Raw genomic sequence first — 16,934 nt, 5'->3', positions numbered from 1 at the left:
AGATGCACGGCCGCACGCTTGCAACGACGCAAAACGCGCGGCTCGACAGCACATCGACCGACCGCTTCAGCAAGATACAGGAGACAACCATGCCCTCATCGCTCGCGATTCGCCGTTGGTGGACGATCATGCCGATCGTCTTCATCACCTACAGCCTCGCCTATCTCGACCGCGCGAATTACGGCTTCGCGGCCGCCGCCGGCATCAATCAGGATCTCGGCATCAGCAAAGGACTGTCGTCGCTGATCGGCGCGCTGTTCTTTCTCGGCTACTTTTTCTTCCAGATTCCCGGCGCGATCTACGCCGAACGCAAGAGCGTCAAGAAGCTCGTGTTCTGGAGCCTCGTTCTGTGGGGCGGCTGCGCGGCGCTGACGGGCGTCGTCAGCAACATTCCATCGTTGATGGTCATCCGCTTCCTGCTCGGCGTCGTCGAGGCGGCTGTGATGCCCGCGATGCTGATCTTCATCAGCAACTGGTTCACGAAGCGCGAGCGCTCGCGTGCCAACACCTTCCTGATTCTCGGCAACCCCGTGACGGTGCTGTGGATGTCGGTCGTGTCGGGCTATCTGGTGCATTCGTTTGGCTGGCGCCACATGTTCATCGCGGAAGGCTTGCCTGCGATCGTCTGGGCCGTGTGCTGGTGGTTCATCGTGAAAGACAAACCGGAGCAGGTGTCGTGGCTGTCGGAGGCGGACAAGAAACAGCTCGCCGACACGCTGCGCGCGGAGCAGTCCGCCATCAAGCCGGTGCGCAACTACGCCGAGGCGTTCCGCTCGTCGGCCGTGGTCAAGCTGTGCGCGCAGTACTTCTGCTGGAGCATCGGCGTGTATGGCTTCGTGCTGTGGCTGCCGTCCATCCTGAAGAACGGCTCGTCGCTCGGCATGGTCGAAACAGGCTGGCTGTCGGCGCTGCCGTATCTGGCTGCGACGATCGCGATGCTCGCGGCGTCGTGGGCGTCGGATAAACTCAGCAACCGGCGCGCGTTCGTCTGGCCGTTCCTGCTGATCGGCGCGCTGGCTTTCGCGGGCTCGTACGCGCTCGGCTCGACGCACTTCTGGATGTCGTACGCGCTGCTCGTCGTTGCGGGCGCCGCGATGTACGCGCCCTATGGACCGTTCTTCGCGATCGTGCCGGAACTGCTACCGAAGAACGTCGCGGGCGGCGCGATGGCGCTGATCAACAGCATGGGCGCGCTCGGCTCGTTCGTCGGCTCGTATGTGGTCGGCTATCTGAACGGCGCGACGGGCTCGCCTGCTGCATCATATGCGTTCATGAGCGTCGCGTTGCTTGCCGCCGTAGTCCTGACGCTTGCCGTCAAGCCGCAGCCGATGCAGACTCCGACACTCGCCACTCAAGGAAAGTGAATCGATGAAGCGAAAGATCGTCGCATACAAGCCGCTGCCGGATGACGTGCTCTCGTATCTTAAGCAGCATGCCGACGTCGTGCAGGCGGACGCCGCGCAGCACGACGCGTTCGTCGCCGCGCTGCACGACGCCGAAGGCGCGATCGGCGCGAGCGTGAAGATCACGCCGGCGATGCTCGACGGCGCAGCGAAGCTCAAGGCGCTCTCGACGATCTCGGTCGGCTACGACAACTTCGACGTCGCCGATCTGACGAAGCGCGGCATCGTGCTCGCGCATACGCCCGACGTGCTGACGGAATCCACGGCGGACACGGTGTTCGCGCTGATTCTGTCGAGCGCGCGGCGCGTCGTCGAACTCGCGGACTGGGTGAAGGCGGGCGAGTGGAAGGCGAGCATCGGGCCAGCGCTGTATGGCGTCGACGTGCAGGGCAAGACGCTCGGCATCGTCGGTCTGGGACGCATCGGCGGCGCGGTGGCACGCCGTGCGGCGCTCGGCTTCAACATGAAGGTTCTCTACACGAACCGCAGCGCGAACGCGCAAGCGGAACAGCGCTATGGCGCACGCCGTGTCGAACTCGACGAACTGCTCACGACATCCGATTTCGTGTGCCTGCAAGTGCCGCTGTCGCCGCAAACGCGGCACATGATCGGCGCGAACGAACTGCGCAAGATGAAGAAAAGCGCGATCCTGATCAACGCGTCGCGCGGCCAGACCGTCGACGAGCACGCGCTGATCGCCGCCTTGCAGGCGGGTACGATCCATGGCGCGGGCCTCGACGTATACGACAAGGAGCCGCTCGATCCGGCATCGCCGCTGCTGAAGATGAGCAACGTGGTGGCGTTGCCGCACATCGGCTCCGCGACGCACGAGACGCGCCACGCGATGGCGCGTTGCGCGGCGGAGAATCTGGTCGGCGCACTCGACGGCACGCTGAAGATCAACATCGTCAACCGCGACGTCCTTTCGCCATGAGTACGCCGGGTTCAGGCGCACCGCGCCGCGCCACGATCAGCGACGTCGCGCGCGAGGCGGGCACGGGCAAGACGAGCATCTCGCGCTATCTGAACGGGGAACTCAGCGTGTTGTCGCCGCAACTGCGCGCGCGCATCGAGGCGGCGATCGAGCGGCTCGACTATCAGCCGAATCAGATGGCGCGCGGCCTCAAGCGCGGACGCAACCGGCTGATCGGCATGCTGGTCGCCGATCTGACCAATCCCTATTCTGTCGAAGTGCTGCAAGGCGTCGAGGCCGCGTGCCACGCGCTCGGCTACATGCCCCTCATCTGCCACGCAGCGAACGAAGTCGACATGGAGCGGCGCTTCCTGCAACTGCTGACCACGTATCGCGTCGAAGGCGTGATCGTCAACGCGCTCGGCGTCAGCGAAGAAACGCTGCGGCCCGTGGGCGACGGCGGGATTCCGGCCGTGCTGGTTGACCGCAGTGTGGACGGGCTCGTGACCGATATGGTGGGCCTCGACAACGAAGGCGCGACGACGCTCGCGACGCGGCATCTCGTCGAGCGCGGTTTCGAGCATGTGTGGTTCGTCGTCCAGCCGTTCGAACACATCAGTTCGCGGCGTCAGCGCGAAGCCGCGTTTCATCGGGCGCTCGAACAATATCCGCAGGTGAGCGGGCGGACCGTCGTGCTCGAGCTCGGCGACGCGGACGAACTCGCGCAAACCTTGAGCGGGCTCGATGCCGAACTCGATGCGGCGATTGCGGCGCATGAACAACGCGAAGGGGCAGGGCGCGCGCCGCACGTCGCGCTGTTCGCGGCCAATGGCCCCGTTGCGCTGGCCCTCGCCCGGCATCTGAACCAACGGCATGGCCCGGACTGGCAGAAGCGCGTGGCGCTGTTGTCGATCGACGACCCGGAATGGGCCGAGCTTGCCGGCATCACGACGATACGTCAGCCGACTTACGACATCGGCTATCGGGCCGTCGAATTTCTGCATCAGCGCATCGACGGCGAGCAGGCCAGCGCGCGCGACTGTCTGCTGCCGGGCGTGCTGATCGAGCGGGCATCGACGATGCGTTGAGCGAACGTTGATCGACCTGCATTGCGGCGTGCGCTTACAATGCGCGGCGAGTTCAGCCTTTCGCCCTGTTGACGCCCATGTCCCGTCTACCTGTTTCTCCCGTTACGCTTGCCGCGCTCGCTGCCGCGACGATCTTCGTCGCGCTGCTTCCCATTTTCCTGTACCGCCGTTGGCGCGCGCCGTTTGGGTTGAACCGGCGCGGCGCGATCCTGGGCATCGCCGTATTCGCGCTGTCCGCGATGCTGGTCGAGCGCGCGCTCAACGACTATCTGCTGAGGCAGAACGCCGCCGCCAGCGAGTGGCTGTCGGACCCGCTCGCGTTCGTCGTCTACGGCGCGCTGGCGGCGGGCATCTGTGAGGAAGTGGGACGCTTCATCGCGATGCGCTGGCTCGCGCGACGCAACACCGATCCCACGCGCACCGACGGCACCGCGCTTGCATATGGCCTGGGTCACGGCGGCGCGCAAGTGTGGCTCGTCGGCGTGATGGTGCAGGCGCAATGGATCGCGTTCGGCGTGCTCGACAATCGCGGGCAGCTCGATGCGTACCTCGGTGATCTTCCGGCAGGTCCGCTGATGCGCATCCATTTGTTGCTTGCGAGTCTGTCGCCCGCGACGGCGGGTGTGTTCGTGATCGAACGCGTGGCGGCGCTAGTGTTCCAGATCGGGCTGTCGGTGCTGATGTGGCGCGGCGTCCAGGCCGGCTGGCGTGCCATACTGCCCGTCGCGATCGCCGCGCACGCGCTGATCGATGTGCCGGCGGCGATGTCGCAGGCCGGGCGACTATCGCTCATGAGCGTCGATGCAATCTACGCCGTCGCGGCCATCGTCGTCGCTGCCGTGCTGATCCGTTTTCCCAGCCGCGCGTCGCGCGCGGTGTGACGGGCGGATATCACACCCAACCCGAACAACAGGCCAGAGGCCAATCGACATGGAAGCCTATCAGTACGAATGCGCAGATGCGGAGATCGAAGCGTTGGCGCGTGTGATCAGCGATCTCTTTCCCGAGCAGACGCAGTTCATCGAGCGCCCTGATGAAAACGGCGTGCCGCAGATCGTCGTGCATTGGGTCGCGATGCGTTTCGGCGCGATGGCGCGCCGCATGGAACTGACGGTCGCCGTGGCGCCTGCCGCGCTCGCGCGTTATCGCGCAATGCCGCTGCGCTTGCGGGGCCGCAGCTTCGCGGTGCTGCGCGCGTATGTGGAAGCGACGCTGGGATCGCTGGAAGAGGAACACGCGGCCGGCAAGGCCGTGCCACGCGAAGTCACGGTGGAGCTGGGCGACGAATTCGCGTGAGACGCGGGCGTCGCGCCACGCGCATTCAGTCCGCGACGCGATACACGCTGGCGAAGCGCGCGGCCTGCACGACGCCGTAGTCGCCGGGTGCGTACTGCATGACCCAGTCGCCCGCCGTGCCTGTCAGCACATCGCCGCCTTGCGCGGAGCGCGCGAGCGAGAACGCTTCGTCCATGCGCTTCGCGAGCACCACGGCGGGGCGGTTTCGATACGAACCGGGTTCGCCGTGCGAGAGCGAGGCGTGGGCGGGCAGGTACTTCGCGTCGAAGCGTTCGCGCGACACGACCCAGCGGTCGCCCGTCGAGCCCGTGATCAGCGCGTCGCCGCGCGTATAGCGGTTCGGTCCTTCGAGGCTCATCAGTTCGCCGTCGCCTTCGGCAAATTGCACGGCGACGGTTTCGTTCTTGACGACGCGTTGCGCGGCAGGGTCGGTGAGCAGGTCGATGTTCTTGAGTTCGATCATGGGGCGAAGGGCAGAGATTGACGGAAGCGCGCGTTGCCGATGCCAATCCGAAGCGGTATCGCAAACGCGGCGCACGCGCGCATGATGCCAGATTCGCGCGATGCTCGAGAAAAAACGCCTGCCGGTGACGGCAGGCGTCGTGCGGAAGCTGTAGATGGCGCGACGTGTATTACGGCTTCACGGTTGCATCGGAAGCGGGCGCAGCAGGCTTGCCCGAGCGGCGATGTTGCGGACGGCCGTCGGGCGGCTGACGGCGGAAGGTTTCGTCCGCCAGTTTCTTCTGTTCCGGCGAGAAGCTGTTGTACAGCGGGTCGAATGCCTCGACGAGCTTCTTCGTGCCGTCGGCGTGCGCCTGCGTGATCTCGGCATACTGCTTCATGTCGTCGAGCGCGGAGATGTCCGCGTTGGCGCGGCGCTGTTCGAACAGCTTGCCCATCGTCTCGCTGTTGCTGCGCATGACGCCGGCGAACCTGTTCCATTGCGATTCCTGCGCGGACGTAATCTTCAGTTGCGTGTGCAGATACTTGATGCGATCTTCGACGCGCTGCTCGTGACGTGCCTTGCCCGCAGCCTGCGACGCAGCCGACACTGCCGGTGCCGAGGCGCCCGCGGGCGTCTGCGCGAATGCGGCGTGCATGGTTAGCGCGGAAGCAACGGTGACGAGTGTGGCGAGAGTTTTTTTCATTGAGACTCCTGTTGTCTGCTCTATGAGGCTGAAGCTGGACGATGCATCGTGATCGGCGTGCATCTTGCCGTGCATTATTAGTAACACGGTATCGCTTTATTGCGTCTCTATTGCGACAACTGCTTACAACCGAAACGAACGGAAATAGCCGGTGGATAAATTCGTCAGCATGGAAGTGTTCGTGGCTGTTGTCGAAGCGGGCAGCCTCACGGCGGCCGCGGAGCGCTTCGACCTGTCGTCAGCGATGGTCGGCAAGCATATCCGCTCGCTCGAAACGCAGCTTTCCACGCGGCTGCTCACGCGCACGACGCGCCGCCAAAGCCTGACTGAAATCGGCCGTCAGTATTACGAGCAATGCCGGCGCATTCTCGCCGATGTGAAGGCTGCGGAGTCGCTCGCGGAAGCGATGACCTCCGCGCCGCGCGGCACGCTGAAGATCACCGTGCCACTCACCTATGGCGTCGAGCTGTTCTCGCCGGCAATGACGGACTATCTGAACCTCTACCCCGAAGTCAGTCTCGAACTCGATCTGTCGAACCGCATCTTCGATCTCGTCGATGAAGGCTTCGACGCGGCCGTGCGCATCGGGCGGCTGCCGGATTCGAGCCTCGTCGCGAGACCGCTCAAACCTTACCGGATGCGTGCGTGCGCGTCGCCCTCGTATCTGCAACGCATGGGCACGCCGGCGACGCCTGCCGATCTCGTTCATCACGAATGCCTCGGCTTTCTGCATTGGGGACGCGAAGGGCTGTGGCGACTCGGCGGCGATGCCGAGGCGGACTATCAGTTGCGCCCGGGCCGCTTTCGCGCGAACAACGGACAGGCGCTGAAGATGGCAGCACTGCGCGGCTTCGGTCTCGTGCTGCAACCGGAAGCGCTACTCGCCCGGGAGATCGGGCGAGGTGAGCTCGTGTCCGTGCTCGAAGACTATCTGCCGGAGGGCGCGCCTGTGCATCTGATCTATCCGCGCGACCGCCAACCGACGCCGAAGCTCACCACGTTCATCGACTTCGTGATCGAGCGCTTCGGCGTGTAACGTTGCTGATCCACGCGACGACGCGCGCTGGCTCAATATGTGCAAGCTGCATGTATTCGCACATGCACGGGCAGGGCGCATAATCCGCGTCATCGGCTCGTCACATCGGGCGGGCTTTCACTTTCAAACTCCACCTTTGATCTGCAAACGATGAGACCACCGCGCCTCGATCAACTCGACGAACTCGATCGCAACCTCGTTGCGCTGTTGCAAGCCAATGCGCGCGAAAGCGTCGCGAATCTCGCGCGGCAACTGGGTGTCGCGCGCACGACCGTGATCGCGCGCATCGCGCGGCTGGAAAAGACCCATGTGATTGCGGGTTACAGCGTGCGGCTCGGGCAGGACGTGCTCGACGCGAGCATGCACGCGTACGTGGGCATCATCATCGCGCCGAAGTATGGCCCGGATGTCCTGAAGAAGCTCAACCGGATGCCCGAAGTGCAACTGTTGTGCGCGGTGAGCGGCGAGTTCGATTACGTCGCCTGGCTGCGCGCCGATTCGCCCGAGCGTCTCAACGATCTGCTCGATCAGATTGGTGGACTGGCGGGCGTCGAACGCACCACGACGTCGATCATCCTGTCGCGCAAGATCGATCGTGGCATGACGTGATGGGGCGCTAATTCGCGGCAGCGATGCGGGTCTCCTGGACGCGGTTTTGTGCCGTCTCGACGAATCGTCGGAGCGATACGTCGTTTAGACGAAAATCGTGGTCATAGCGCAGCACTTTGCGCCTATAAACCGACTCGCCTTCTCCCTAAACTTCTGTGTAGAGGTTCGCCGCGGGTTCACCGCGGCGCACCGACATTCACCAGATGAGAACAAAGGAGAAGCGCATGAAAGTTGCCATCGTAGGCGCAGGTCTGATCGGTCACACCATCGCACACATGCTGCGGGAGACGGGCGACTACGAAGTGGTTGCGATGGACCGCGATCAGCACGCGCTCGACAAGCTGGCCGCGCAAGGCATTCCGACGCGCCGCGTCGATTCCGCCGATGCCGCGGCATTGCGCGCCGAAATCCAGAGCTTCGATGCGCTTGTCAATGCGCTGCCTTACTACCTGGCCGTGAGCGTCGCATCGGCGGCGAAAGGTGCGGGCGTGCATTACTTTGATCTGACGGAAGACGTGCGCGCCACCCACGCAATTCGCGCCATCGCCGACAGCGCCGAGCATGCCTTCATGCCGCAATGCGGTCTCGCGCCGGGTTTCATCGGCATCGCCGCACATGAACTCGCGAACCGCTTCAGCGAAATCCGCGACGTGAAGATGCGCGTCGGTGCGCTGCCCGAGTTCCCGACCAACGCGTTGAAATACAACCTCACGTGGAGCGTCGACGGTCTCATCAACGAGTATTGCCAGCCCTGCGAGGCGATTCGCGATGGCCGCACGCAATGGGTGCAGCCGCTCGAAGGACTCGAGCACTTCTCGCTGGACGGTATCGAGTACGAGGCATTCAATACGTCGGGCGGTCTGGGCACGTTGTGCGAGACACTGTCGGGCCGCGTCGAGACGCTCGACTACAAGTCGGTGCGCTATCCCGGCCACCGCGAGCTGATGCAGTTCCTGCTCGAAGACCTGCGCCTCGCCACCGACCGCGACACGCTGAAGACAATCATGCGCCGCTCGGTGCCGTCGACGGCGCAGGACGTCGTGCTGGTCTTCATCACCGTCACGGGTATGCGTGACGGCCAGCTGGTGCAGGAAGTCTTCACGCGCAAGATCTTCGCAAAGACCGTCTGTGGCGTGCCGATGAGCGCGATCCAGATCACGACGGCAGGCGCGATGTGCGCGGTGCTGGACCTGTTCCGCGAGAAGAAGCTGCCGCAACGCGGTTTCGTGCGTCAGGAGCAGGTGTCGCTGCGCGATTTCCTCGCGAACCGCTTCGGCCAGTTGTACGAAGGCAGCGCGCTGGAAGCGATGGCGACCGTCTGATTTTGCGCAGGAGCGGCCGGACCGAGGGCCAACTGGGATGATCGAGGCTCCGTAGAGAGCGGTGTGCGTCAATAGCGAAACGGGCTTCCTGCCTTCCTGGTCGACGCCCGTTTCGTGTTGGCGGCGTTGTTCGATCCGATGCGCGGCGCGTTCATACGGGCATCGGCGGCAGCATGACGCCGGGCGATTGCGGCGACCGCACGATTTCGGCGAGCAACGTGTCGAAATCGGCGGGCGTAGGCGACGTGTTGTCGAACATCAGCAGGCCTTCGCGCTCGCGGGCCGCCGGTACGAAGCGGCGCTGCCGGTAGTCCTCCCAATGCGCGAGCTTGTAGGCGTCGTTCGGATTGCCGCGCGCAGCGATGCGTTCGCGCGCCGTCTCTTCCGATGTCGAGACCCAGACGACGCTGATTTTCGCGTCCTTCGGCACGCCGAGCCACACATGATCGAAAAGCCGCCGCTCGCGCACTTCGCGCGATAGCGGGCCGACGGCGATCACGCCGATGCCGAGCCGCAGATTCTCCGCGGCCGTATCGAAGAGCCCTCGATACTCCGGGTCGCGAAAGTGCTGCAGAAAGAGCGGGCTGTCGCGATCGTTCGGATCGCCCGTCAACGCGCCGATCGCGGCCGCGCTGTAGACGCCATACAGCGTGTCCTTGTCGAGCAGGCAGCAGGCTTCGCCCGTCGCCTTCATCAGCGGGCCGATCAGCCGTTTGGCGAGCGTCGTCTTGCCTGTGCCCGCGTGGCCACAGATAAACACCAGATGCGTCACGTCGATGGATCCCCAGTGTGGAAGTTGGGCGGCGAGCGCCGCCTGCATCGATCTTGAACGTGATGACGACCGGTCGCAACACCTATGCGATCCGGCCGATTGACGCCGCGAATCGCAGCGATATTATGTGCTATCACATGTCAAATCTTCTGGTTCGGGGTCGGGACGATGCTCGGGTGCAGAGCCTGCGCGAGCAGGCCACGGCACATGGGTGCAGTGTCGAAGCAGAGCCTCGGGAGTCCTGGCGCAGGTGCTCGTACAGCCCAGGAAGCCCAGCTTTGCATCGTGGCTGATGAGCATGCCGGATGTCGGCGAAGACGCCGTCACCGAGCGCGGTCGCGCGCTGACCAAGCTGATCGCTGCGACGGCATGGATCGACAACCTGACCGTCGTGACACGCAACGTGCAGACTTCGATGGCACGCAGGCGCGAGTTCTGAAGCCGTTCCGGACGCTGGACGCATGATGTCCCGCAGGCTACGCCAGGTGTGCAAACAAGCAAGGCGCTGCCTCGCGGCGTGTGGGCACAGTAAAGAGGACCATGATGCGGGGACCATGCATGATGCGACGGGGAGACGAATCGTGATACGCCCGCAAGCCTTGCGACGCGGGCAACTGTCGCCGTCTTTGCAGCAGCGCTCGCGGGTGCCGCACTCGTCGCCGCGTGCGCTTTCACACCTGCCGGGAAGGCGCCGTTCAGGGAGGTTTCCGCCGAGCGAATCGTCAAACCAGCCGATACGCAGCGCGGCGAAGACAAGGTGGCCGTGTGCCTGCGCCGCGAGCGCACCGACAGCGTCATCGTGCGTTTCCGCGATGCCCTCGTCTATCGCGACGGCGAACGGGTAGCGGACATCACGAACGGCGAGCACATCGTCTTTTGGCTTGTGCCCGGCACGCATCGCATCGGCGTATCGACGCAGTTCGATCCCGTCGTCGAGATCGACTTCATCGTCACGTCCGATCCCCGCTACTCGAATCGCGCAAGCGTGTCGTTCAACGACGATCATCGCATCGTGTTGCGGCGCGTCGCCAGTTGACGGAACGGAGCGGCCACGCTGGCTGCGTCGTTCACAATTCGACACAGCGAGGCGGCCCAACTCCACGTAACATCTTGACACCGCGCGCTGCGCGGCTTTGCATGACGGTCCCGCAGGAGACGTCGGACCGCCCATTCAACTGACGATCTGTAAGCCGCAAAGCCGATTCGAATCCAAGGTATTCAAACATGCTGATCAATTGCGCCGCGTACCAGGATGGCCGCAAACTGGCCGACATCGAGATCGACGACATCAGCGTGTATGTCGCCAAACGGGAGTGCTTCGTCTGGGTCGCGTTGAAAGATCCCGGTCCCGGTGAGCTCGAAGTGATGAAGCACGAGTTCGGCCTGCACGAACTGGCCGTCGAAGACGTTCGCCACGGCCATCAACGCCCGAAGATAGAGGAGTACGGCGACTCGCTGTTTGCCGTGATGCATACCATCGAGACCGACGACGACGGCGAGTTCGTGATCGGCGAGGTCGATGTGTTCGTCGGCGCGAACTACGCGCTGTCGGTGCGGCGCGGCACGCGCCACGGGTTCCAGGAAGTGCGCGCGCGCTGCGAGCGCGAGCCGCAATTGTTGAAGGAGGGCGCGGCGTTCGTGCTGTATGCGCTGGCCGATAACGTCGTCGATCGCTACTTTCCGATTCTCGAGGCGATGGGCGCCGAAATCGAGCAGATCGAAGACCGCATTTTCGACAAGCACGATCTGGCCGCTTCGCGCGCCATTATCGAAGACCTGTACTCGATGAAGCGCCGGCTCGTGATGCTACAGCATCATATCGAGCCGCTGCTCGAAGGCATCAGCCGGCTGACGGGCGGACGCATTCCCGCCATCTGCGTCGGCATGCAGGCGTACTTCCGCGACGTCTACGATCACCTCGACCGTATCGTGCGCACCATCGAAGGCCGGCGCGAAATCATCGTCACGGCGATCCAGGTCAACCTCGGCATGATCTCGCTCGCCGAGAACGAAGTGACCAAGCGGCTCGGTTCGTTCGCCGCGCTGTTTGCGGTGCCGACGATGATCGCCGGCATCTACGGGATGAACTTCCAGGAGATCCCCGAGCTGCATTTCAAATACGGGTATCCCATCTGCCTGCTGGTGATGCTGCTGATCGACATCGCGCTGTACCGGGGGTTCAAGAAGGCGAACTGGCTGTAGCGCGTGCTCGCACCGCGTGGACGTCTCCTCCGTGCGAGCGCAGACGCGTCAACGCCGGGTCAGCGCGAGCCGCACACCAAGACCGATGAAGCCTGCACCCACTACGCGATCGATCCAGCGCCGCACGGCAGGCTGCGAGCGTACGGCGCGTGCGGCCGTCGCGGCGACCCACGCGATCACGCAATCGTTGACGAGGCCAAGTGTCACGAACACAGCGCCCAGCACGAGAAACGCGAGCGTCTTGTGCGGGCTGTCCGCGCTGACGAACTGCGGGAAGAACGCGATATAGAACAGCAGCACCTTCGGGTTCGACGCGTTCGTGACGAAGCCGCGAAAGAGCAGCGTGCCGCGCGACAGACGCGGTGTGCCGGGCACGGCATCGCCGTTGGCGACGGCAGCCGCCGCGGGCCACACCATGCGCAGCCCGAGATACATCAGATAGGCAGCGCCGATCCACTTGATCGCATTGAAGGCACCCGGCGACGCCGCTAGCAGCGCCGTGATGCCAAGCGCACACGCAACCGTATGCATGCAGCCGCCGAACGCGACACCCAGCGCGGACAGCAGGCCCGCGCGCCGGCCCTGTGCGATGCTCTGGCCCGCGACGTATGCGATATCCGGTCCGGGCGTCAGGTTGAGCACGGTGACGGCCAGGAGAAAAAGCGGAAACTGGTTGATGCCGAACATGACGACTCCACGCATGAAGGTGCGGCCTGTTTCGGTGCCGACACGCTGACCGAACCCATTCGAGTTCATGATACCCACGCCGCACCTGTTGCGCAGATCGTGACGTCATCCGCTTTTTCCCTTGCAGCATACGCAATAAAGGGCCAGCATATGCGTCCTGCCTGCCACAGAACTTGCGGCTCGCGGGAAGATGGAAAGCATCAGAAAGGCAGTGCCGGCGCGTTGTCGCGCCGGGCATCACGAACGCCGCCGCGAACCAAACGTCAGCCCGCGCAAGGGCCGCGTCGTTCGCATCGGCTGACCCACGCAGAACAAGCGAGCCATTCTTGTCACGACGTCATTCGCCGTATCGTCGAAACTGCACGGCAACCAGCGGAACCCGCCACATGCAGGGCCGCCGCACGCTGTGCAGCGCAGCACCGCCAGTCGTTGACATCGCGAACAGGCGCCGCGGAGAATAGCGCTCGCAAACGTTTGCGCACAATCAAAAAGCGGGCTTGTCCGAGCCCAACAACTGGAGATACTGCATGAACCAACGCATTCGTCGCCGCGTGTTGAGCGCTGCCGTGGTATTTACGGCCGCTGCCGCGATGCCGTTTTCGTCCGCCTGGGCCCAGAGTGCGAAGAAACCCAAGGTCGCGCTGGTGATGAAGTCGCTCGCCAACGAGTTCTTTCTCACGATGGAAACGGGCGCGAAGGATTACCAGAAGCACAACGCCAGCCAGTTCGACCTGATCACGAACGGCATCAAGGATGAAACCGACACGGCGAACCAGATTCGCATCGTCGAGCAGATGATCGTGTCGAAGGTCGACGCGATCGTGCTCGCGCCGGCCGATTCGAAGGCGCTCGTGCCCGTTGTCAAGAAGGCCGTCGACGCCGGCATCATCGTTGTGAATATCGACAACCGGCTCGATCCCGATGTGCTGAAGTCGAAGGATCTGAACGTGCCGTTTGTCGGACCGGACAACGCGAAGGGCGCCGAAAAGGTCGGCGACTATCTCGCCAGGAAGCTGAAATCGGGCGACGAAGTCGGGATCATCGAAGGGGTATCCACCACGACCAACGCGCAGCAACGCACGGCGGGCTTCAAGGCGGCGATGCAGAAGGTCGGCGCGAAGATCGACACGGTACAGTCGGGCGAATGGGAAATCGACAAGGGCAATGCGATCGCATCCTCAATGCTCAATGCATATCCCAACATCAAGGCGCTCCTGTGCGGCAACGACAATATGGCGATCGGCGCGGTGTCGGCGGTACGCGCGGCCGGCAAGCAGGGCAAGGTTTACGTGGTTGGCTACGACAACATCAACGCGATCAAGCCGATGCTGAAGGACGGCCGCGTGCTCGCCACGGCTGACCAGTACGCGGCCAAGCAGGCCGTGTTCGGCATCGACGTGGCGCTCAAGGGCATCGCCGAGCACAAGAAGCAGGCGGACCTGTCGGGCGTCGTCGAAACGCCTGTCGATCTCGTCACGAAGTAACAGCCGCACGGCGGCGGGTGGCGTCGCACAGGCGCCGCTCGCCGCCGCGCGAATCCTCATCAATCGCTCAAGAAATCCGCCGCGCCGCCGTTATGCCAGAGGTAAGCGTGATGACGGCCGGCAAGCCGCGCAACGCGAGGACGGACAGCACACAGCCCGAGTGGGTTTGTTTCGGGATGCGCAAGACTGTGCGCCTGCTGCCCGCATGACTTGCGCGGCCGCCGGACGGCGTTTCGTGACGGGCGGCCTGCATGGTGCGAACCCGGGGGAACGCCACGCGGCGGCTATGAGATCTGGACCACGATGGCATTTACCGACCAAGAAGCCGACCAGGACGCCATGCCTGCCGTGCTGTCCGTAACGGGCATCGGCAAGACGTACGTCGAGCCAGTGCTGGCCGATGTGTCGCTGGCGTTGCGCGCCGGGGAGGCGCTCGCGCTCACGGGCGAGAACGGCGCGGGCAAGAGCACGCTGTCGAAGATCATCGGCGGGCTGGTCGATCCGACGACGGGCGCCATGCAGCTCGAAGGCAAGCCGTACGCGCCCGTCAGCCGCACGCAAGCCGAGGCGCTCGGCATCCGGATGGTGATGCAGGAACTGAACCTGCTGCCGACGCTGTCGGTCGCGGAGAACCTGTTCCTGAACCGGCTGCCGCGCAATGGCTTCGGCTGGATCGATCGCAAGACATTGCGCGCGCATGCTCGCGAGGCGATGGCGCAAGTGGGGCTAGATGCGATCGACCCGGACACGCTCGTCGGCGAGCTGGGCATTGGCCATCAGCAGATGGTCGAGATCGCACGCAACCTGATCGGCGATTGCCGCGTGCTGATTCTGGACGAGCCGACGGCGATGCTGACGGCGCGCGAAGTCGACCTGCTATTCGAGCAGATCGACGCGCTGAAGGCGCGCGGCGTCGCGCTCGTGTACATCTCGCACCGGCTCGAGGAACTGGCCCGCGTGGCCGAGCGAATCGCCGTGCTGCGCGACGGCAGGCTGGTGCGCGTCGACGCGATGGCGAACCTGACGAGCGACCAGATCGTCACGCTGATGGTCGGGCGCGAGCTCGGCGAGCAAATCGATCTGGGCCCGCGCAACATCGGCACGACGCTGCTGAAGGTCGAGCACATGAGCCGTGCGCCCGTGGTGCGCGACGTCTCGTTCGAGGTGAAGGCGGGCGAGATTTTCGGCGTGAGCGGGCTGATCGGCGCCGGCCGCACGGAACTGATGCGCCTCATTTACGGCGCGGATCAGAAGGACGGCGGCACGGTATCGCTGGCGCCGACGCCGGGCGCGGCGCCAGCGCCCGTGCAGATCGGCACGCCCGTCGATGCCGTGCAGCACGGCATCGCGCTGATCACGGAAGACCGCAAGGGCGAAGGCTTGCTGCTGCCGCAGCCGATCGCGGCGAACGTGTCGCTCGGCAATCTCGGCGCCGTCGCGCGGCATGGCATCGTCGACGCGAAGCGCGAGAACGCGCTCGCGAAGAAGCAGATCGACGCGATGCGCATTCGCACCTCGGGCCCTGCGCAGCCGGTCGGCGAGTTGTCGGGCGGCAACCAGCAGAAGGTGGTGATCGGCCGGTGGCTGGCGCGCGATTGCAAGGTGCTGCTGTTCGATGAACCGACGCGCGGCATCGATGTGGGCGCGAAGTTCGATATTTACGGATTGATGGGCGCGCTGGCCCGTGAAGGGCGAGCGCTGGTGGTCGTGTCGAGCGACCTGCGCGAATTGATGCTGATCTGCGACCGGATCGGCGTGATGTCGGCGGGACGCTTGACGGGCGTGTTCGAACGGGACGAGTGGACGCAGGACGCGCTGCTCGCCGCGGCATTCGCGGGCTATCGCAATCGCGAGGCGCTGCTGCACACGCACGACACCCACGAAGGAGAGACGCAGTCATGAGCAATCAGAGAGTCACGGAGAAGGACGCGGGTGCGGCCACCGCCAGCACCGCCGATCCATCGGCGCCGCTCGCGAGCGGCAAGCCCGCGGGCACACGTCTGGGCTTTTCGAACTACCTCGGCCTCGCGGGTGCGCTGGTCGCGATGATCGCGCTGTTTTCGGTGCTGAGTTCGCACTTCCTGACGTACGACACGTTCATCACGATCGCGAACCAGATTCCCGATCTCGTGGTGATGTCGGTGGGCATGACGTTCGTGCTGATCATCGCGGGCATCGACCTGTCCGTCGGCTCGGTTCTGGCGCTGGGCGCGTCCGTCGTGAGTGTGGCCGCGCTGAAATGGCAGCTGGGGCCGTTCGCCGCGGCTGCGTTGGGTCTCGTCGCCGCGGCGCTGACGGGCACGATCACGGGCGCGGTGACGGTGGGCTGGCGGATTCCGTCGTTCATCGTGTCGCTCGGCGTGCTGGAAGCGGCGCGCGGTCTTGCGTACCAGATGACGAACTCGCGCACCGCGTACATCGGCGATGCGTTCGACTTCCTGTCCAACCCGATCGCCGTGGGCATATCGCCGGCTTTCCTGATCGCGGTGGCCGTGATGATCGTCGCGCAGCTGGTGTTGACGCGCACGGTATTCGGCCGCTATCTGGTCGGCATCGGCACGAACGAGGAAGCGGTGCGGCTCGCGGGCGTCAACCCGAAGCCGTATAAGGTGATCGTGTTTGCATTGATGGGCGCGCTGTCTGGCCTCGCGGCACTGTTTCAGATCTCGCGCCTCGAAGCGGCTGATCCGAATGCGGGCGCCGGCCTGGAACTGCAGGTGATCGCGGCTGTCGTGATTGGTGGCACGAGTCTGATGGGCGGGCGCGGTTCCGTCATCAGTACGTTTTTCGGGGTGTTGATCATTTCGGTGCTGGCGGCGGGACTCGCGCAGATCGGCGCAAACGAGCCGACCAAGCGGATCATCACGGGTGCCGTGATCGTCGTCGCCGTCGTGCTGGACACCTACCGCAGCAGGCGCAAGCGCGGTTGAGTACAGGGTGGCCGCCGTGGCGCGGGACGGCGGCCGCCTGGCAA

At 64.4% G+C, this 16,934-nt stretch carries 18 protein-coding genes; 14 read left to right on the top strand and 4 right to left on the bottom strand.

The features are described 5' to 3' along the window. Positions 1 to 89 precede the first annotated feature (89 nt). The 5 genes from BPHY_RS06355 to BPHY_RS06335 all read left to right on the top strand — a co-directional run bounded on the left by BPHY_RS06355 (position 90) and on the right by BPHY_RS06335 (position 4,700). Complete coding sequence (locus tag BPHY_RS06355; RefSeq protein WP_012400649.1) at positions 90 to 1,364, top strand: MFS transporter; 1,275 nt, start codon at positions 90 to 92, stop codon at positions 1,362 to 1,364. Positions 1,365 to 1,368: 4 nt separating this feature from the next. After that, positions 1,369 to 2,337 carry a 2-hydroxyacid dehydrogenase gene (locus BPHY_RS06350; RefSeq protein ID WP_012400648.1) on the top strand — a complete coding sequence of 323 codons (969 nt, stop codon included), beginning with the start codon at positions 1,369 to 1,371 and terminating at the stop codon, positions 2,335 to 2,337. Next, positions 2,334 to 3,404 (top strand): LacI family DNA-binding transcriptional regulator, encoded by a 1,071-nt coding sequence (locus tag BPHY_RS06345; RefSeq protein WP_012400647.1) that lies wholly within the window; start codon positions 2,334 to 2,336, stop codon positions 3,402 to 3,404. Before BPHY_RS06350 ends, BPHY_RS06345 begins: the two co-directional genes overlap by 4 nt. 77 nt (positions 3,405 to 3,481) lie before the next feature. Continuing rightward, a complete protein-coding gene (locus tag BPHY_RS06340) occupies positions 3,482 to 4,285 on the top strand; it encodes a YhfC family intramembrane metalloprotease (RefSeq protein WP_012400646.1) in 804 nt (267 codons plus the stop codon). Between the two features lie 49 nt (positions 4,286 to 4,334). After that, complete coding sequence (locus BPHY_RS06335) at positions 4,335 to 4,700, top strand: DUF3022 domain-containing protein (protein WP_012400645.1); 366 nt, start codon at positions 4,335 to 4,337, stop codon at positions 4,698 to 4,700. Positions 4,701 to 4,725: 25 nt separating this feature from the next. On the opposite strand, the gene BPHY_RS06330 is transcribed toward BPHY_RS06335, so the two are convergent. After that, positions 4,726 to 5,163 carry a PGDYG domain-containing protein gene (locus tag BPHY_RS06330; protein WP_012400644.1) on the bottom strand — a complete coding sequence of 146 codons (438 nt, stop codon included), beginning with the start codon at positions 5,161 to 5,163 and terminating at the stop codon, positions 4,726 to 4,728. 169 nt (positions 5,164 to 5,332) lie between these two features. Beyond that, positions 5,333 to 5,848 (bottom strand): Spy/CpxP family protein refolding chaperone, encoded by a 516-nt coding sequence (locus BPHY_RS06325; protein WP_012400643.1) that lies wholly within the window; start codon positions 5,846 to 5,848, stop codon positions 5,333 to 5,335. 151 nt (positions 5,849 to 5,999) lie between these two features. On the opposite strand from BPHY_RS06325, the gene BPHY_RS06320 reads away from it, so the two are divergent. From BPHY_RS06320 to BPHY_RS06310, 3 genes are all read left to right on the top strand, one after another. Next, complete coding sequence (locus BPHY_RS06320) at positions 6,000 to 6,884, top strand: LysR family transcriptional regulator (protein ID WP_041763366.1); 885 nt, start codon at positions 6,000 to 6,002, stop codon at positions 6,882 to 6,884. A gap of 150 nt (positions 6,885 to 7,034) precedes the next feature. Next, positions 7,035 to 7,493 carry an Lrp/AsnC family transcriptional regulator gene (locus BPHY_RS06315; RefSeq protein ID WP_012400641.1) on the top strand — a complete coding sequence of 153 codons (459 nt, stop codon included), beginning with the start codon at positions 7,035 to 7,037 and terminating at the stop codon, positions 7,491 to 7,493. 224 nt (positions 7,494 to 7,717) lie between these two features. After that, the gene (locus BPHY_RS06310; RefSeq protein ID WP_012400640.1) at positions 7,718 to 8,815 is read left to right on the top strand and encodes a saccharopine dehydrogenase family protein; all 1,098 of its coding nucleotides are present in this window, start codon (positions 7,718 to 7,720) and stop codon (positions 8,813 to 8,815) included. 151 nt (positions 8,816 to 8,966) lie between these two features. Here BPHY_RS06310 and BPHY_RS06305 read toward each other — a convergent pair whose 3' ends face one another. Beyond that, positions 8,967 to 9,587: an ATP-binding protein gene (locus BPHY_RS06305; RefSeq protein ID WP_041763805.1), complete on the bottom strand. Its 621-nt coding sequence runs from the start codon at positions 9,585 to 9,587 to the stop codon at positions 8,967 to 8,969. Positions 9,588 to 9,879: 292 nt separating this feature from the next. On the opposite strand from BPHY_RS06305, the gene BPHY_RS44180 reads away from it, so the two are divergent. The 3 genes from BPHY_RS44180 to corA all read left to right on the top strand — a co-directional run bounded on the left by BPHY_RS44180 (position 9,880) and on the right by corA (position 11,789). Beyond that, positions 9,880 to 10,026, top strand: a complete 147-nt coding sequence (locus BPHY_RS44180) for a hypothetical protein (protein WP_407671183.1) — start codon at positions 9,880 to 9,882, stop codon at positions 10,024 to 10,026. 318 nt (positions 10,027 to 10,344) lie between these two features. Then, positions 10,345 to 10,623 carry a hypothetical protein gene (locus tag BPHY_RS06300; protein WP_012400637.1) on the top strand — a complete coding sequence of 93 codons (279 nt, stop codon included), beginning with the start codon at positions 10,345 to 10,347 and terminating at the stop codon, positions 10,621 to 10,623. Positions 10,624 to 10,811: 188 nt separating this feature from the next. After that, positions 10,812 to 11,789 carry a magnesium/cobalt transporter CorA gene (gene corA, locus BPHY_RS06295; RefSeq protein WP_012400636.1) on the top strand — a complete coding sequence of 326 codons (978 nt, stop codon included), beginning with the start codon at positions 10,812 to 10,814 and terminating at the stop codon, positions 11,787 to 11,789. Positions 11,790 to 11,837: 48 nt separating this feature from the next. Here the strand turns inward: corA and BPHY_RS06290 are convergent, their stop codons facing one another. Continuing rightward, complete coding sequence (locus BPHY_RS06290; RefSeq protein WP_012400635.1) at positions 11,838 to 12,476, bottom strand: LysE family translocator; 639 nt, start codon at positions 12,474 to 12,476, stop codon at positions 11,838 to 11,840. Positions 12,477 to 13,003: 527 nt separating this feature from the next. Between BPHY_RS06290 and BPHY_RS06285 the strand changes: the two genes are divergently transcribed. The 3 genes from BPHY_RS06285 (at position 13,004) to BPHY_RS06275 (ending at position 16,890) form a co-directional block, all read left to right on the top strand. Beyond that, entirely contained in the window at positions 13,004 to 13,960 is a 957-nt protein-coding gene (locus BPHY_RS06285) for a sugar ABC transporter substrate-binding protein (protein WP_012400634.1), read from the top strand. Between the two features lie 303 nt (positions 13,961 to 14,263). Next, on the top strand, positions 14,264 to 15,862 hold the full coding sequence (locus BPHY_RS06280) for a sugar ABC transporter ATP-binding protein (RefSeq protein ID WP_041763364.1): 1,599 nt from the start codon (positions 14,264 to 14,266) through the stop codon (positions 15,860 to 15,862). Then, the gene (locus BPHY_RS06275) at positions 15,859 to 16,890 is read left to right on the top strand and encodes an ABC transporter permease (protein ID WP_012400632.1); all 1,032 of its coding nucleotides are present in this window, start codon (positions 15,859 to 15,861) and stop codon (positions 16,888 to 16,890) included. The genes BPHY_RS06280 and BPHY_RS06275 overlap by 4 nt, the downstream gene beginning before the upstream one ends. The last annotated feature ends 44 nt before the right edge of the window (positions 16,891 to 16,934 follow it).

Source organism: Paraburkholderia phymatum STM815 (assembly GCF_000020045.1).
Taxonomy (GTDB): domain Bacteria; phylum Pseudomonadota; class Gammaproteobacteria; order Burkholderiales; family Burkholderiaceae; genus Paraburkholderia; species Paraburkholderia phymatum.
The sequence above is the reverse complement of the archived record's forward strand: the minus strand, read 5'-3'. Positions and strand labels throughout refer to the sequence as shown.

What these genes read in the sequence shown, in the direction of transcription:
- BPHY_RS06355 (WP_012400649.1), top strand. Translation starts at nt 90, where the DNA reads ATGCCCTCATCGCTCGCGATTCGCCGTTGGTGGACGATCATGCCGATC.
- BPHY_RS06350 (WP_012400648.1), top strand. Translation starts at nt 1,369, where the DNA reads ATGAAGCGAAAGATCGTCGCATACAAGCCGCTGCCGGATGACGTGCTC.
- BPHY_RS06345 (WP_012400647.1), top strand. Translation starts at nt 2,334, where the DNA reads ATGAGTACGCCGGGTTCAGGCGCACCGCGCCGCGCCACGATCAGCGAC.
- BPHY_RS06340 (WP_012400646.1), top strand. Translation starts at nt 3,482, where the DNA reads ATGTCCCGTCTACCTGTTTCTCCCGTTACGCTTGCCGCGCTCGCTGCC.
- BPHY_RS06335 (WP_012400645.1), top strand. Translation starts at nt 4,335, where the DNA reads ATGGAAGCCTATCAGTACGAATGCGCAGATGCGGAGATCGAAGCGTTG.
- BPHY_RS06330 (WP_012400644.1), bottom strand. Translation starts at nt 5,163, where the DNA reads ATGATCGAACTCAAGAACATCGACCTGCTCACCGACCCTGCCGCGCAA.
- BPHY_RS06325 (WP_012400643.1), bottom strand. Translation starts at nt 5,848, where the DNA reads ATGAAAAAAACTCTCGCCACACTCGTCACCGTTGCTTCCGCGCTAACC.
- BPHY_RS06315 (WP_012400641.1), top strand. Translation starts at nt 7,035, where the DNA reads ATGAGACCACCGCGCCTCGATCAACTCGACGAACTCGATCGCAACCTC.
- BPHY_RS06310 (WP_012400640.1), top strand. Translation starts at nt 7,718, where the DNA reads ATGAAAGTTGCCATCGTAGGCGCAGGTCTGATCGGTCACACCATCGCA.
- BPHY_RS44180 (WP_407671183.1), top strand. Translation starts at nt 9,880, where the DNA reads ATGAGCATGCCGGATGTCGGCGAAGACGCCGTCACCGAGCGCGGTCGC.
- corA (WP_012400636.1), top strand. Translation starts at nt 10,812, where the DNA reads ATGCTGATCAATTGCGCCGCGTACCAGGATGGCCGCAAACTGGCCGAC.
- BPHY_RS06290 (WP_012400635.1), bottom strand. Translation starts at nt 12,476, where the DNA reads ATGTTCGGCATCAACCAGTTTCCGCTTTTTCTCCTGGCCGTCACCGTG.
- BPHY_RS06285 (WP_012400634.1), top strand. Translation starts at nt 13,004, where the DNA reads ATGAACCAACGCATTCGTCGCCGCGTGTTGAGCGCTGCCGTGGTATTT.
- BPHY_RS06280 (WP_041763364.1), top strand. Translation starts at nt 14,264, where the DNA reads ATGGCATTTACCGACCAAGAAGCCGACCAGGACGCCATGCCTGCCGTG.
- BPHY_RS06275 (WP_012400632.1), top strand. Translation starts at nt 15,859, where the DNA reads ATGAGCAATCAGAGAGTCACGGAGAAGGACGCGGGTGCGGCCACCGCC.